The sequence below is a fragment of the Rhizobium sp. 01L419 genome (assembly GCF_056400025.1).
On record NZ_JBFTSM010000005.1, the window covers coordinates 76,756 to 91,724 of the forward strand.

Genomic DNA, 14,969 nt, shown 5'->3' on the forward strand with positions numbered 1-14,969 from the left:
GCGCAGAAATCGCTTTCATCAGGCCCGCCGGGAACCCAAAAACCCTGCAAATCAAGGAAAAGCAAGCGCCTACATGACGTTTTCACAAAAAAAGGCCGGCGTTACCGCCGGCCTTTTTCAAGATTTGTAACAATTGGGCATAAATGTGGCGGCCAAGGCTCAATGAGCTATGGTCGCACCTGCATCATCAAGCCCTTCGACCGTCGCAATGACGGGCGTTTCCACCGTGCCATCCCACTCGATCGGCTCGGGACGACGCAGCAGCGCATGCTTGATCACTTCGCCCATGCGGGAGACCGGAATGATCTCCATGTTGTTCTTCACATTGTCCGGAATCTCGGCCAGATCCTTGGCATTCTCTTCCGGAATCAGTACCTTCTTGATGCCGCCGCGAAGTGCAGCGAGCAGCTTTTCCTTCAGGCCGCCGATCGGCAAAATGCGACCGCGCAGGGTGATTTCACCCGTCATTGCCACATCCTTGTTGACCGGAATGCCAGTCATGATCGAGACGATCGCGGTTGCCATGGCGACACCGGCCGACGGACCATCCTTCGGCGTCGCGCCTTCCGGCACGTGCACGTGAATGTCGCTCTTGTCGAAGCGCGGCGGCTCGATGCCGAAATCGACGGCGCGCGAGCGGACATAAGATGCCGCTGCCGAGATCGATTCCTTCATCACTTCCTTCAGGTTGCCGGTGACGGTCATGCGGCCCTTGCCGGGCATCATGACGCCTTCGATCGTCAGCAGTTCGCCGCCGACTTCCGTCCAGGCAAGACCCGTGACAACACCAACCTGATCTTCGCGTTCGGCTTCGCCGTGGCGGAAGCGCGGAACGCCGAGATAGTCGTCGATATTTGCTGCCGTGACATGAACCGCCTTCGTCTTGCCCTTGATGATCTCGGTGACCGCCTTGCGGGCGAGCTTCATCAGTTCGCGTTCGAAGTTACGGACACCGGCTTCGCGGGTGTACTGCTGGCTGATCGCCATCAGGGCATCGTCGCTGACCGAGAATTCGTCCGGCTGCAGCGCATGTTCCTTGATGGCCTTCGGCAGCAGGTGCCGCTTGGCGATCTCGCGCTTTTCGTCTTCGGTGTAGCCGGCGATACGGATGACTTCCATGCGGTCCATCAGCGGAGCCGGAATGTTCAGCGTATTCGCCGTGGTGATGAACATCACGTCAGACAGGTCGTATTCGACTTCCAGGTAGTGGTCCATGAAGGTCGAGTTCTGAGCCGGGTCCAGCACCTCGAGCAGAGCCGAAGACGGATCGCCGCGATAGTCCTGGCCAAGCTTGTCGATCTCATCCAGAAGGAAGAGTGGGTTCGACTTCTTCGCCTTCTTCATCGACTGGATGACCTTGCCGGGCATCGAGCCGATATAGGTACGGCGGTGACCGCGGATTTCAGCTTCGTCACGAACGCCGCCGAGAGCCATGCGAATGTACTCGCGGCCGGTCGCCTTGGCGATCGACTGGGCAAGCGAGGTCTTGCCGACACCCGGAGGGCCGACGAGGCACAGGATCGGGCCCTTGATCTTGGTAGCGCGAGCCTGAACCGCCAGATACTCGACGATGCGCTCCTTGACCTTGTCGAGACCGAAGTGATCGGCTTCGAGGATCTTCTCGGCATTATTGAGATCGGACTTGATTTTCGACTTCTTGCCCCAGGGTATACCGAGCAGCCAGTCCAGATAATTGCGCACGACGGTGGCTTCAGCCGACATCGGGCTCATCTGGCGCAGCTTCTTCAGTTCAGCGTCAGCCTTCTCACGGGCTTCCTTGGAGAGCTTCGTCTTGGCGATGCGCTCTTCCAGTTCGCTCATCTCGTCGCGGCCTTCCTCGCCATCGCCGAGTTCCTTCTGGATCGCCTTCATCTGCTCATTCAGATAGTATTCGCGCTGGGTCTTCTCCATCTGACGCTTGACGCGAGAGCGGATGCGCTTTTCGACCTGCAGGACCGAGATCTCGCCTTCCATGAAGCCGAGGGCCTTTTCGAGGCGGCCCTTGACGCTGGTGGTTTCCAGCATCTCCTGCTTCTCGGTGATCTTGATCGACAGATGCGAGGCGACCGTATCGGCGAGCTTGGAATAGTCGTCGATCTGGCTGGCCGCACCGACAACCTCGGGCGAAATCTTCTTGTTGAGCTTCACGTAGCTCTCGAATTCCGACACGACGGAGCGGGAGAGCGCTTCCAGCTCGACCGGATCGTCATGCGGCTCTTCGAGCACATGGCCAAGGGCCTCGTAGAAATCTTCGCGGCCTGTGTAGCTGTCGATCTCGGCGCGGGCGCGGCCTTCGACCAAAACCTTGACGGTGCCGTCAGGCAGCTTCAAGAGTTGCAGCACATTCGCGACCGTACCAACGCGGTGGATCGCAGACGGGTCCGGATCGTCGTCGCTGGCGTTGATCTGGGTGACCAGCATGATCTGCTTGTCGGAACCCATGACCTCTTCGAGCGCGCGGATAGACTTTTCCCGCCCGACGAACAGCGGCACGATCATATGGGGGAAAACCACGATGTCGCGCAGAGGCAGAACAGGATAGGCGGTGCTGCTCGCTACAGACGTTTTCTTCGTCATTTTTATTCCTTTCCATCGTCCCGTTACCGGGCTCTTTGGCGCGGCCGCTTGGGAACCGGCCGGCACTCTCACTTATTGTTACAAGTGGAGGTTCTGACTACGCTTTTCAAGCCACGTTAACGCCCGCGTTCCACGGTTGTGACAGCTTTATTACACCGGAACGCCACCACAATGAAGCGCCTGACTGGAGCGACGCTTACCATTTCCGATCCGCCTAAAATAACAACGCCAGCAACACGCTACGGAATCACAGCATCATTGCCAAGGGTCATCGTTTGCGCAACATCGGCAACGGCTGTTTTCAACCTTGCCCGCAACTATTATCAGGGCGTGGCACCTGTTTTCAAATAGAAAGGGGCCTGCACAAGGCAAGCCCCTTAAAATAACGGTTCTCAATTCAAGCTTCAGGCCGAAACGTTTGCCTTCTCGTCCTGGCGGTCGGCGTAGATATAGAGCGGACGAGCCGAGCCGCGTGCGACCTCCTCGGAGATGACGACTTCCCGCACGCCTTCCAGCGCCGGCAATTCGAACATCGTGTCGAGCAGGATCTTTTCCATGATCGACCGCAGGCCGCGGGCGCCAGTCTTGCGGACAATCGCCTTGCGGGCGATTTCGCGCAGCGCATCCTCGTGGAAGCTCAGCTCTACGTCTTCCATCTCGAACAAGCGCTGATACTGCTTGATGAGCGCGTTTTTCGGCTCGGACAGGATCTGGATCAGCGCATCCTCATCGAGGTCTTCCAGCGTTGCCAGGACCGGCAGACGGCCGATGAATTCCGGGATGAGGCCGAACTTGACCAGATCTTCCGGCTCCAGTTCGCGCAGCACTTCGCCGACGCGGCGGTCGTCCTGCGCCTTGACACTCGCGCCGAAGCCGATCGAGGTCTTCTCGCCACGGGCCGAAATGATCTTGTCGAGACCAGCGAAGGCGCCGCCGCAGATGAACAGGATGTTCGTCGTGTCGACCTGCAGGAACTCCTGCTGCGGATGCTTGCGGCCGCCCTGCGGCGGTACGGAAGCAACCGTGCCTTCCATGATCTTCAGAAGCGCCTGCTGCACGCCCTCACCCGACACGTCGCGGGTTATGGACGGGTTGTCGGACTTGCGGGAGATCTTGTCGACTTCGTCGATGTAGACGATGCCGCGCTGGGCGCGCTCGACATTGTAATCCGCAGCCTGAAGAAGCTTCAGAATGATGTTTTCGACGTCTTCGCCGACATAGCCGGCTTCCGTCAGCGTGGTCGCGTCGGCCATCGTGAAGGGAACGTCGATGATCCGGGCGAGCGTCTGGGCAAGATAGGTCTTGCCGCAGCCGGTAGGGCCGACCAGCATGATGTTCGACTTCGCCAGTTCGACATCGCCGTTCTTGGAGGCGTGCGCGAGACGCTTGTAGTGATTGTGAACGGCGACCGACAGGATCTTCTTCGCCTGACGCTGGCCGATGACATATTCGTCGAGAACCTTGATGATGTCCTGGGGCGTGGGAACGCCGTCACGGGACTTGACCATCGAGGACTTGTTCTCCTCGCGGATGATGTCCATGCACAATTCGACGCATTCATCGCAGATGAACACGGTCGGTCCGGCAATAAGCTTCCGGACTTCATGCTGGCTCTTTCCGCAGAAAGAACAATAGAGGGTGTTCTTACTGTCGCCGCCGTTGCTGCCGCTGACCTTGCTCATATCACTTTCCTTCCAGCACGCCGCATTTCGAACGCGAAATCGCGGTCCACTCAATCAGCTCCCTGGCAGCACTCCCTACCCGGAGTTCCTGCCGACAAGGGCTTCAGGGGGTACGAACCGGGCCCAATCAATCATGTCCGGGTACCGGCGGCAACGAATTCCCCTTCGAATGCCGAATGCTATGTCATAAAAATTCAACATAGCATTAATAGTTACTATTAGCGTCTCCGCCGCCAGATGAAACCCCTTGTTCAATCACAAATGGGATAGAACTGTGGCGGCGAAAACACCATCCCTATTAATTACTAGGCCTGCTCGCCTTCCATTTCGACGCGCGATGTCAGAACCTTGTCGATGACGCCCCAGGTCTGGGCCTCGTCCGCATCCATGAAATGGTCACGGTCGAGTGTCTTTTCAACTTCTTCGAGGGTACGGCCCGTGTGCTTCACGTAGACCTCGTTGAGGCGGCGCTTCATCTTGATGATGTCGCGGGCATGGCGTTCGATGTCCGAAGCCTGGCCCTGGAAACCGCCCGAGGGCTGATGAACCATGATGCGGGAATTCGGCGTGGCGAAACGCATGTCCTTGTGGCCGGCGGCCAGAAGCAGCGAGCCCATGGAAGCGGCCTGGCCGATGCAAAGCGTCGAGACAGCCGGCTTGATGAACTGCATGGTGTCGTAGATCGCCATGCCCGCAGTAACGACGCCGCCCGGCGAATTGATGTAGAGCGCGATTTCCTTCTTCGGGTTTTCGGCCTCGAGGAAGAGAAGCTGGGCGCAGACGAGCGTCGCCATATGATCCTCGACAGGGCCTGTCAGGAAGATGATGCGTTCCTTGAGCAGGCGGGAATAGATGTCGTAGGAGCGTTCACCGCGATTGGTCTGTTCCACAACCATCGGCACGAGTGCCATAGCGGTATCGACTGGGTTTCTCATGTGCGTCCTTTTAACGTCTTTCCGGCGAAAGCCGGGAATCAAAGAAAAATGCCTTGTCCCTACATAGAGTGTCCCCGCCCCCCTCTTCAAGACACGCATAAGGATAACGTTAAGAAGGGTGCGCGGCATATGGCTTTGGCATTTCACTATCCCGTTTCTCCCAAACGCCTGTTAACGGCGAGGCCTTACCTTTGCCTCTCACAGTTTTTCTCTGTGACAGGATGAAGGAAGGCTTACCGCATTCGACTGAACTCACAGACATTTACCGGGCGGAAAGCTTATCGGCAGATATCGCCGAAATTGCCGGTCCCAGATTTGTGCCATTAATCAAACAGCGAGCTTCTTCGGCAAGGATGCGGCCAACACTCAAGGGGTTGATGCCGTGTTCAATGTCACTACAGGTCTGTCCATCTGGTGCTCCGAAGCCCTTACGCTCGCTCTGGTTCTGTGCGTGGCCTGGCGCCACAACCAGAAGAGCGGCGCCTACCTTTATTGGGCGCTCGGCTTCCTGTTCAGCGGCATCGGCTTTGCGCTCGTTGCGGCCCGCGGCGGAATCCCCGACCTGCTTTCCATCGAAATCGGCAATGCCATTGCCCTGCTCGGCCAGAGCGCCTGGGTCGCCGGCTTCCTGGCGCTCGACCGCAAGAAGATGGAATGGTGGGCGCTGCTGCCGCCGGCAATCTGGCTTGCGGGCGTTTTCCTTCCATGGATCAACGAGGATTATTCCAACCGCGTCATTCTCTACAATCTCTCCTCTGCGACTGGCGCCACTGCGCTTGCCATGGCGGTCGCCGCCGGCGACATCCATCGCGAGCGTACCCGCATCAAGCTGATGGCGATCTTCGTGCTGCAGGCCTTCCTCTGCTTCGGCGTGGCGCTGGCAATGGCGCTTATTCTCCCTTCGGATGGGGAAGCGACGAATTTCAGCGGCGCGGCCGCCATGGCCAGCGCCTTCCTGCTCACCATCGCCTTCGCGCTCACCTGCCGCCTCATCATGGAGCGCTCGGAACGCCACCTGCGCCTCCTGACGCTCACGGATTCGCTGACGGGCGTACTGAACCGCCGCGGCCTGCTCGGCTATTTCGGCAAGATCCAGGAGAAGGCGCATGACGATCAGCATCAGGTCGGCGTCATCCTCTTCGACCTCGACCATTTCAAGCGCGTCAACGACCGCTTCGGCCATCAGTCGGGCGATGCTGTCCTGACCGCCTTTGCCCGCCTTGCCCGCCAATATATCCCCAACAATATCTTCGGCCGCATGGGCGGCGAGGAATTCGCAGCCTTCGTCACCGTCCGAGACCAGACCGAAGCAGAAGCGCTGGCGGAATCGATCCGCGCCGAATTCTGCCGCCTGCCGGTCAACACGGGCGAGGCACTGGTTCCCGCCACCGTCAGCGTCGGCATCGCACTATCCTCGGCGATCGAGGCCAATATCGACCGGCTGGTGTCGGCCGCCGACCGAGCGCTCTATTCGGCGAAGGCTGCCGGCCGCAACTGCACGGTCGTCTTTGGCGAGGAGGAGGCTGCAGCACCAGCGCCTGGCGAACCGAACACCAATGCAGGCGAACTCGTGCCGACCGTCGACGATCAGGTGGAAGCACTGCGCCGCATGGGTGTGCTCTCTCGCGCCGGCTAGAGCATTTCCGCTTCTTCAAGCAACGGAAAAGCTCTAGCCTTTTGTTTTTACGCAATTCCGGACGCAAAACCGCTGCACAGTTTTGCTCGAACTGCTTCAAGCGACCATCTTTTCGAGGCAAGGCAAATCCGCTAAGCCTCTGCCCATGATGATACCGCCCTTCCTCAAGATCGATCCAGCAACCCGCCGCGTGTCGCTCGATGGCAGCGACCCAGCCTTCTACAGCGATCCGAACACGGTCTATGCCGCGCTTCATGCCCATTGTCCCACCTTCTATTGGGAACAGCAGAAGCAGTGGTTCGTCACCGGCTATGATCATGTGAACGGACTGCTGCGCGACCGCCGCTTCGGCCGGCAGATCCTGCATATTGCCAGCCGCGAGGAGCTTGGCCTGCCCGAACCGGAGCCGCATATCGCCGCCTTCGATCTCGCCGAACGCTATTCGCTGCTGGAGCTGGAGCCGCCGGAACACACGCGGCTGCGTACCCTCGTCAACCGCGCCTTCGTGTCTCGCCATGTCGAGAAGATGAAGCCGGAGCTGGAAGAGCTCGCAAATAGACTGATCGACGGCTTTGCCGACAAGGGCGAAGTCGAGCTTCTTTCGGCCTTTGCCGATATCATCCCGGTGACGATGATCGCCCGCATGATCGGCATTCCCGAGGAGATGGGGCCGCAGCTGCTGAAATGGTCGCATGCCTATGTGCGCATGTATATGTTCGGCCGCACCCGTGCGGACGAGGATGCCGCCGAGCAGGCTGCCAGAGAATTTTCCGATTACGTGAAGACGGTCATTGCCGAGCGCCGGGCAGAGCCGCGTGACGACCTGCTGACGCACATGATCCATACTGAACACAAGGGCCAGTACCTGACGGAAGACGAGCTCGTTTCGACGACCATCGTGCTGCTCAATGCCGGCCATGAGGCGACGGTCCACCAGATCGGCAATTCGGTGCGCATCATTCTGGATAGCGGCTACGATCCCGCCGATCTCTTCCGCGACGAGGCCGCCACCGAGCGGACGGTGGAGGAGACGCTGCGCATCTGCGCGCCTGTCCACATCTTCCAGCGCTGGGCGCTCGAGCCCGCCGAGATCGACGGCGTAGAGTTCAAGCGAGGCGACAAGGTCAGCATGCTCCTCGCCGCCGCCAATCTCGATCCGGCGAAGTTTTCCGATCCCCTCACGTTCACGCCCGACCGCAACGAGGCGCCCAATCTGTCCTTCGGCGCCGGCATCCATTTCTGCATCGGCGCACCGCTGGCGCGGCTGGAGCTCAATGTCGTGCTTCCGATCCTTTTCAGGCGCCTGCCGGGGCTCAAGCTTGCGAAGACGCCCGTCGTCAAGGACGTTTACCACTTCCACGGCCTCGATCGCCTGGATCTCGTCTGCTAAGCCATCTTTCTGATATCAGGGACTGAAAACGGCCGGCATGCTCATCGCACGCCGTCCGTCCTTTTCAGCAAAAGAATGTCGTATCAGCCGTAACGGCCGGTGATGTAGTCTTCCGTGCGCTTGACCTTCGGCGATTGGAAGATCTGCGCGGTCGGGCCGTATTCGATCAGCTCACCCAGATACATGAAGGCGGTGTTGTCGGAGATACGGCTTGCCTGCTGCATGTTGTGGGTGACGATGACGATCGTGAACTCGCCCTTCAACTGCGCGACCAGCTCTTCGACCTTGGCGGTCGAGATCGGGTCAAGGGCCGAGGTCGGCTCATCGAGAAGCAGGACTTCCGGGCGCAGCGCCACGCCGCGGGCGATGCAGAGACGCTGCTGCTGGCCGCCGGAAAGGCCAAGGCCGCTGCCCTTCAGCTTGTCCTTAACCTCATCCCAGAGGGCAGCCTGCCGGAGCGCCTGCTCGACGCGGACGTCCATGTCGGCCTTGTTGAGGCGCTCATGGTGGCGAATACCATAAGCGATGTTGTCATAGATCGACATCGGAAACGGCACAGGCTTCTGGAACACCATGCCGACGCGGGCGCGCAGCTCGTTCATCGAGAAGCTCGGGTCGAGAATGTTCTTCCCGTCAAGCTTGATCGAGCCGCTGGCGCGCATCTTCGGATACAGCATGTAGATGCGGTTCAGGATGCGCAGCAGCGTGGACTTGCCGCAGCCGGAGGGACCGATCAGGGCGGAGACCTGACGTTCCGGGAAGCTCAGGCTCACATCCTTGATCGCATGAGAATCGCCGTAATAGAAATTGACTTTCTCGAGGGAGATCTTGTCTTTGGCCATCGGCTTTCCCGACGTGCTGGTGGTGTCGAAAGTGTCTGGGGACTGAAGCATCATTTCCCACCTTTTCGGTTCAGGACGGAGCGCGATACGACGCTCAGGATTAGAACGACGGCCGTCATCACGAAGGCACCGGCCCATGCAAGATTCTGCCATTGCTCATAGGGGCTCATGGCGAACTGGAAGATGACGACCGGAATGTTCGCCATCGGCTGGGACATGTCCAAGCTCCAATACTGGTTGTTCAGAGCGGTGAAGAGGAGCGGCGCGGTTTCGCCCGAAATGCGGGCGATGGCGAGCAGGATCCCGGTGAGGATGCCCGTGGAGGCGGCGCGATAGAGGACATTGACCGTGACCTTCCAGCGCGGGATGCCGAGCGAAAGGGCTGCCTCACGCATGACGTCGGGAACCAGCCGCAGCATCTCGTCGGTCGTGCGCACCACGACCGGCAGGAAGATGAAGGCGAGCGCGATGCCGCCTGCGAAACCCGAGAAGCGTGACGTCGGGCGGACGACCACTTCATATACGAACAGACCGATGATGATTGACGGCGCCGAGAGCAGGATGTCGTTGACGAATCGGATGGCCTCGCCGAGTTTCTTGCCGCGCGCGAATTCCGACAGGTAGGTGCCGGCCAGCACGCCGATCGGCGTGCCGATGATAACGGCCAGAACGACCATCAGCAGGCTGCCCATGAAGGCATTGGCGAGACCGCCGCCGTCCTCGCCGGGCGGCGGCGTCATTTCCGTAAGAAGGCTGGGGCTCATGGCGGACAGGCCGTGGATCAGCGTCGTCCAGAGGATCCACACCAGGAAGACCAGGCCGAGCATGGTCGCCAGGCCGCAAAGCGTCAGCGCGATCGTGCTGCCGATCTGGCGGCGACGGTAGAGGGAACCCGAATAGGTGGCCACGATTACTCTCCCCTCTGCTTTGCCATCCGCACCAGCATGAGCTTGGCGGCTGCCAGAACGATGAAGGTGACGACGAAGAGGATGAGGCCGAGGGCTGCGAGCGACGACCTGTAGAGGTCGTCCGAAGCCTCGGCAAACTCGTTGGCGAGGGTCGCTGCGATCGAAGTGCCGGGCTCCATCAGCGACACCGCGATATTGTGGGTGTTGCCGAGGACGAATGTCACCGCCATGGTCTCACCGAGCGCACGGCCGAGACCCAGGAAGATGCCGCCGACGACAGCAGTGCGCGTGTGCGGGATGACGATGTCGCGCACCACTTCCCACTTGGTCGAACCAAGCGCATAGGCCGATTCCTTGAGCTGCGCAGGGACGACCAGGAAGACGTCGCGCATGACCGAGGAGATGAAAGGGATGATCATGATCGCCAGCACGATGCCTGAAGTCAGCATGCCAATGCCGAGCGGAGCGCCCGAGAACAGCGCGCCGATCACCGGGATCGGGCCGAGCCAGTCGATCAGAACCGGCTGGATGTAATCCGACATGAAGGGAGCAAACGTAAAGAGACCCCACATGCCGTAAATGATCGACGGGATGCCGGCGAGAAGCTCGACGGCGCCGCCGATCGGCCCGCGAATGGAGCGCGGCGCAACTTCGGTGATGAAAACCGCAATGCCGAGGCTGACGGGAACGCCGATGATCATGGCGAGCGCCGAGGTGACCAGCGTACCGTAGATCGGCACAAGGCCTGCGAATTTCTCGGCAACCGGATCCCATTCCGTGCCGGTCAGGAAGCCGAAGCCGAAGGTTCGGAACGCGAGAAACCCGCTCAGGGCCATGGAGATCGCCGCGGCCAGCAGGGCGGCGAGAACGAACAGACCACAGCCCAAAACTATCCAGTAAAAAATACGATCGCCTGCGGCGCCGTCGCGGCGCTTCACGCCCGCGGTGTCGGCGGGCAGCGATGCCAATGCTTCGCTCATATCCGTACGCTCTGCTGCTTTGAGGGGGTATCAAAGGTATCAGGGGCGGAAAGCTTGGCTTTCCGCCCCGACCGCAGTTTCGTCAGGATCAGCCCTTGAAGGAGGCCGTCCAGTAACCTTCAATCTGCTTCACGAGCGTGTCCGGAAGCGGAACGTAGTCGAGCGAAGAAGCTTCCTTCTGGCCCTTTTCGAGAGCCCACTTGAAGAAGGCAAAAGCAGCCTTGGAGCGAGCAGCGTCCTTCGGCTCCTTGTACATGATTGCCCAGGTGGTCGCCGTGATCGGCCAGGCCTTTTCGCCCGGAGCGTTGGTCATGATCAGGTAGAAGTCCTGAGCCTTGCCCCATTCTGCGCTTGCAGCGGCAGCCGAGAAGCTTTCAGCATTCGGCTTCGGATACTGGCCGGAAGCGTTCTGGATGAGAACGTAGGGCAGCTTGTTCTGCAGGGCGTAAGCGTATTCGACGTAGCCGATCGAATCCTTGACGCGGGTGACGTAAGCAGCAACGCCTTCGTTGCCCTTGCCGCCGATGCCGACCGGCCAATTGACGGCAGTGCCTTCACCGACCTTCGACTTCCAGTCCGGGTTTACCTTGGAGAAGAAGTTCGTCCAGTTGAAGGAGGTGCCCGAGCCGTCCGAGCGGTGAACGACGGCGATCTGGCTGTCGGGCAGCTTCAGGCCCGGGTTCAGATCGGCGATGGCCTTGTCGTTCCACTTGGTGACGTTGCCGAGGTAGATGTCAGCGAGAACCTTGCCCGAGAGCTTCAGTTCGCCTGATTTGATGCCCTTGACGTTGATGACGGGAACGATGCCGCCGACAACGAGCGGGAACTGGCCAAAGCCGCCAGCCGTCAGATCTTCCGGCTTGAGCGGGGCGTCAGAAGCACCGAAGTCAACCGTTGCAGCCTTGATCTGGGCGATACCGCCACCCGAACCGATCGACTGATAGTTCAGCTTGTCGCCGGTTTCCTTGTTGTAGTCTGCCGACCACTTCGAAAGAACCGGGTAGACGAAGGTGGAGCCAGCGCCGGTAATGTCGGCAGCGGAAGCCGAGACTGCCAGAGCGGCAACCAGGCCGGCGCCGAGGCAGGCCGAAAGGAGTTTCTTGGTGAGCATTTGCGACTCTTCCCTGATGGAACTAGAGGACGACGAGGCTCGGCGCCATGGAGGGGGTGTCCACTGTCAGGGGCGCTGAATTTCCTCGTCACGGGAAGGCGGCTAGGCGTCTATTATTACAGTTTGATGACAGTTTATGACGGGTGACATGAAATGCAAAGCTGTGCATAAGCCACTGAAGTCACTGACTTTCCTAATGAATCGCGCATCAACAAAGCCCTAGCGAAGGAGGTGCGGCCCTATTGCCGCAGGGCTGCGGTCGATTGCCGCAGCCCAGTTCGAAAATGTCGCAATCAGACCTTGGAAATCCCGTAGCGCGCGGCAGGCCTGTCGAGAGAAAGGTTCGGGCCAAGCCCATGACGAGCGGCCGTATAGGCGTCAAAATCGGTGATATCAGGCAGCGAAGGGATGGTGATCACCTCGCCCTGATCGAAACCCGCGAGAGCGGCATCCACCATGTCGGTCACGTCCATCACCATGGATGGTGGGAAGCTGTCGAAGGAACCGCCGACACGCTCGAAGATCTCGGTGCGGGTCAGGCCCGGCAACACAGCCTGGATCTTGACGCCCTTCGGACCGGCTTCGGCATTCAGCGCATGGGTGAGGTTCAACACGAAAGCCTTGGTGGCGCTGTAAGTGCCGTTGAAACGCTCGGGGATGAAGGCGACGACGGAGGCGATGTTGATGACTGCGCCCTTGCCGCGTTCGGCGAAAGTCTGGGCGGCGGCAACGGCAAGCCGGTTTGCTGCGACGACGTTCAGTTCGATCATGGTTTCGAGATAGTCGATGTCATCTTCGAGCAGCGTGCCCTTCGGGCCGATGCCGGCATTGTTGACGAGGAGCGTGATGGCCTTGTCGTCGCGCAGGCGCTGCTCGACCTTGCGCACGTCCTCGCGCTTGGTGAGGTCAGCGGGCAAGACGTCCACCTTGATGGCCTGCTCTGCCGAGAGCTTTTCCGAGAGCGCATTCAGGCGACTGGCGTCACGGGCGACGAGCAGAAGATCGTAGCCACGCTTGGCAAGCCGGTCGGCATAGGTTGCGCCGATGCCCGAAGAGGCGCCGGTGACGAGAGCAGTTCCGAGAGTGGAGGCAGACATGGTTCCATCCTTTCGTGATTGGAAATTAGAGGTATATGCCACCATATGAGGAGCGAACCCGAATTTACGCAAGGGGCGCGACGAAAAATAAACGTAGCGGCGTTTGGCGCGTCATCAATATGCTAGAGACATCCGCCGCAGGAGAATGATGATGAATGAACGGGCGAAGCTCTTCGAGGGCTGGCAGATCTGCAGCAACAGCGCGCTGAAGAGAGCGACGCGCCAGCTCGGCCAGCTCTATGATGACGTCATCGATGCGAGCGGCCTCAGAGGCACGCAATATACGCTGATGACGCAGATCCATATGAATTCCGGCTCATCGCTGAAGGTTCTGGCCGAAAACATGGTGATGGATCTTTCAGCGCTCGGCCACACGCTGAAGCCGCTGATCCGGGACGGGCTGGTGGAACTCGTGCCCGACGAGAAGGATCGCCGCGTCAAGCGTGCCAGGCTGACGGAAGCCGGTATCGAAAAATGGCAGGAAGCGACCAGGCTCTGGCGGGAAGCGCATCAACGCTTCGAGCATCTCTTGGGCCAGGAACAGGCAAAGGCGCTGCGCGACACGCTGAACCTGATTGCCTCGAAGGATTTCGCCGGCCGCTTCCGGGCTGGCGAAAACAAGGGCTGATCCGCGACGTCAGAGGCGGATCACATAATCCTTGCGAGTCGTTTCAATCACTTCCCAGGTTCCGTTGAAGCCCGGTCTGAGGATGAGGCGGTCGCCGGCCTTGAGATGAATGGGCTCGCCGCCGTCCTCGGTCACGATGGAATGACCGGAGAGCACGCTGAAATATTCCCATTCCTCATAGACGATACGCCACTTGCCTGGCGTCGCCTCCCAGATGCCGGCATAAAGGCCGCCCTCGGCCTCCTCCAGGTTCCAGGTGCGGAATTGCGGATCGCCGGAGATAATGCGTTCGGCGGCGGGAGCGCCGACTTCCGGTTCGATGCTGTCGATATCGAAGGGGATAACGTTTGCCATGGTCACCGCGCCGAGGTCAGAAGTTTCAGGCCGAAGCCCATGAAGATGACGCCGGCCGCGGCATCGAGTGTCTTGCGGCCGCGCGCATAGGCGCCGGCAACGGCCGGATTGCGCAGCACCGTCAACACGAAGGAGTACCAGAGCGAGGAGACCAGAACCATCGTGGCGACAGCCGAAGCACCCTGTATCCAGCTGTGCTCGACCGGAAGTGTCGCTGCAAAGAGGGAGGCGACGAAAAAGGCCGATTTCGGATTGGCGAGATTGGTCGCGAGCCCCGAATAGAAGGCCTGCTTCGGACCAATCCCTGCCCGCGCGGCATTCGGCTCACTGCCGCTTACCTTGCGCCAGCTGTTCCAGACGAGCTTCGCGCCGAGGAAGCAAAGATAAAGCCCGCCTGCGACCTTCAGGAACAGATAGGCGAAGGGCACAGCGGCAAAGAGCGCGCTGATGCCGAGCCAGCCGGCCAGCCCCCAGCAGAAAGTACCGAGGATGACACCGGCGATGACGGCAACCGCCGCGCTTCGCGACCCCTCCAGCGCCGTTCTGACGACAATGAAAAAGTTCGGACCCGGCGTAATGGCGGCCACCGCCCAGATGGCTGCAACGGAAAGCAGGAACATGAAAGCCTTTCTGTTCTTTGCAGCAAACCTCTGCACGAACCGCAATAAAGTCGTCCGCCTTTTCACACGGCAGCGCCGACGTCTAAGCAGACATCCGACGCTGGGGCAATCACCCCCTGAGAGTAGGACAATCCCACCCTCCAGCCAGACGGCCGCGAGCTTCTTTTAGGAGAGCAACATAGTCCGCCCTGAATGGCGATACCAATTGC

Annotated in this window: 13 protein-coding genes; 3 read left to right on the forward strand and 10 right to left on the reverse strand. The window is 59.9% G+C overall.

Annotation, left to right across the window (positions count from 1 at the left end; genetic code table 11):
* Positions 1–159 precede the first annotated feature (159 nt).
* From lon to clpP, 3 genes are all read right to left on the reverse strand, one after another.
* The gene (gene lon, locus AC1DUP_RS12055) at positions 160–2,577 is read right to left on the reverse strand and encodes an endopeptidase La (protein ID WP_113301225.1); all 2,418 of its coding nucleotides are present in this window, start codon (positions 2,575–2,577) and stop codon (positions 160–162) included.
* Between the two features lie 404 nt (positions 2,578–2,981).
* Positions 2,982–4,259: an ATP-dependent Clp protease ATP-binding subunit ClpX gene (gene clpX, locus AC1DUP_RS12060; RefSeq protein WP_113301224.1), complete on the reverse strand. Its 1,278-nt coding sequence runs from the start codon at positions 4,257–4,259 to the stop codon at positions 2,982–2,984.
* Positions 4,260–4,564: 305 nt separating this feature from the next.
* A complete protein-coding gene (gene clpP / locus AC1DUP_RS12065; protein ID WP_113301223.1) occupies positions 4,565–5,194 on the reverse strand; it encodes an ATP-dependent Clp endopeptidase proteolytic subunit ClpP in 630 nt (209 codons plus the stop codon).
* A gap of 382 nt (positions 5,195–5,576) precedes the next feature.
* On the opposite strand from clpP, the gene AC1DUP_RS12070 reads away from it, so the two are divergent.
* Both AC1DUP_RS12070 and AC1DUP_RS12075 read left to right on the forward strand, forming a co-directional pair.
* Positions 5,577–6,830, forward strand: coding sequence for a GGDEF domain-containing protein (locus tag AC1DUP_RS12070; protein WP_113301222.1), 1,254 nt, complete (start codon positions 5,577–5,579; stop codon positions 6,828–6,830).
* Between the two features lie 145 nt (positions 6,831–6,975).
* Positions 6,976–8,220 carry a cytochrome P450 gene (locus tag AC1DUP_RS12075; protein WP_477832759.1) on the forward strand — a complete coding sequence of 415 codons (1,245 nt, stop codon included), beginning with the start codon at positions 6,976–6,978 and terminating at the stop codon, positions 8,218–8,220.
* An 83-nt stretch (positions 8,221–8,303) separates the two neighbouring features.
* Here the strand turns inward: AC1DUP_RS12075 and pstB are convergent, their stop codons facing one another.
* The 5 genes from pstB to AC1DUP_RS12100 all read right to left on the reverse strand — a co-directional run bounded on the left by pstB (position 8,304) and on the right by AC1DUP_RS12100 (position 13,158).
* Complete coding sequence (gene pstB, locus AC1DUP_RS12080; protein WP_477832760.1) at positions 8,304–9,113, reverse strand: phosphate ABC transporter ATP-binding protein PstB; 810 nt, start codon at positions 9,111–9,113, stop codon at positions 8,304–8,306.
* Complete coding sequence (gene pstA, locus AC1DUP_RS12085) at positions 9,113–9,970, reverse strand: phosphate ABC transporter permease PstA (protein ID WP_477832761.1); 858 nt, start codon at positions 9,968–9,970, stop codon at positions 9,113–9,115. The genes pstB and pstA overlap by 1 nt, the downstream gene beginning before the upstream one ends.
* 2 nt (positions 9,971–9,972) lie before the next feature.
* Positions 9,973–10,950, reverse strand: a complete 978-nt coding sequence (pstC, locus tag AC1DUP_RS12090; RefSeq protein ID WP_477832762.1) for a phosphate ABC transporter permease subunit PstC — start codon at positions 10,948–10,950, stop codon at positions 9,973–9,975.
* A gap of 88 nt (positions 10,951–11,038) precedes the next feature.
* Positions 11,039–12,061 carry a phosphate ABC transporter substrate-binding protein PstS gene (pstS, locus tag AC1DUP_RS12095; RefSeq protein ID WP_113301219.1) on the reverse strand — a complete coding sequence of 341 codons (1,023 nt, stop codon included), beginning with the start codon at positions 12,059–12,061 and terminating at the stop codon, positions 11,039–11,041.
* Positions 12,062–12,354: 293 nt separating this feature from the next.
* A complete protein-coding gene (locus tag AC1DUP_RS12100) occupies positions 12,355–13,158 on the reverse strand; it encodes an SDR family NAD(P)-dependent oxidoreductase (protein ID WP_477832763.1) in 804 nt (267 codons plus the stop codon).
* Positions 13,159–13,309: 151 nt separating this feature from the next.
* Between AC1DUP_RS12100 and AC1DUP_RS12105 the strand changes: the two genes are divergently transcribed.
* Entirely contained in the window at positions 13,310–13,786 is a 477-nt protein-coding gene (locus AC1DUP_RS12105) for a MarR family transcriptional regulator (RefSeq protein ID WP_113510527.1), read from the forward strand.
* A gap of 9 nt (positions 13,787–13,795) precedes the next feature.
* On the opposite strand, the gene AC1DUP_RS12110 is transcribed toward AC1DUP_RS12105, so the two are convergent.
* Both AC1DUP_RS12110 and AC1DUP_RS12115 read right to left on the reverse strand, forming a co-directional pair.
* Positions 13,796–14,140, reverse strand: coding sequence for a cupin domain-containing protein (locus tag AC1DUP_RS12110; RefSeq protein WP_113301216.1), 345 nt, complete (start codon positions 14,138–14,140; stop codon positions 13,796–13,798).
* 2 nt (positions 14,141–14,142) lie between these two features.
* Positions 14,143–14,760 (reverse strand): LysE family translocator, encoded by a 618-nt coding sequence (locus AC1DUP_RS12115; protein ID WP_113301281.1) that lies wholly within the window; start codon positions 14,758–14,760, stop codon positions 14,143–14,145.
* Positions 14,761–14,969 lie beyond the last annotated feature (209 nt).

Bases quoted from the DNA above. Each gene is read 5' to 3' on its own strand.
- AC1DUP_RS12100 (WP_477832763.1), bottom strand. From the start codon at position 13,158: ATGTCTGCCTCCACTCTCGGAACTGCTCTCGTCACCGGCGCCTCTTCG.
- clpX (WP_113301224.1), bottom strand. From the start codon at position 4,259: ATGAGCAAGGTCAGCGGCAGCAACGGCGGCGACAGTAAGAACACCCTC.
- clpP (WP_113301223.1), bottom strand. From the start codon at position 5,194: ATGAGAAACCCAGTCGATACCGCTATGGCACTCGTGCCGATGGTTGTG.
- lon (WP_113301225.1), bottom strand. From the start codon at position 2,577: ATGACGAAGAAAACGTCTGTAGCGAGCAGCACCGCCTATCCTGTTCTG.
- AC1DUP_RS12115 (WP_113301281.1), bottom strand. From the start codon at position 14,760: ATGTTCCTGCTTTCCGTTGCAGCCATCTGGGCGGTGGCCGCCATTACG.
- pstS (WP_113301219.1), bottom strand. From the start codon at position 12,061: ATGCTCACCAAGAAACTCCTTTCGGCCTGCCTCGGCGCCGGCCTGGTT.
- pstC (WP_477832762.1), bottom strand. From the start codon at position 10,950: ATGAGCGAAGCATTGGCATCGCTGCCCGCCGACACCGCGGGCGTGAAG.
- AC1DUP_RS12110 (WP_113301216.1), bottom strand. From the start codon at position 14,140: ATGGCAAACGTTATCCCCTTCGATATCGACAGCATCGAACCGGAAGTC.
- pstB (WP_477832760.1), bottom strand. From the start codon at position 9,113: ATGCTTCAGTCCCCAGACACTTTCGACACCACCAGCACGTCGGGAAAG.
- AC1DUP_RS12105 (WP_113510527.1), top strand. From the start codon at position 13,310: ATGAATGAACGGGCGAAGCTCTTCGAGGGCTGGCAGATCTGCAGCAAC.
- AC1DUP_RS12075 (WP_477832759.1), top strand. From the start codon at position 6,976: ATGATGATACCGCCCTTCCTCAAGATCGATCCAGCAACCCGCCGCGTG.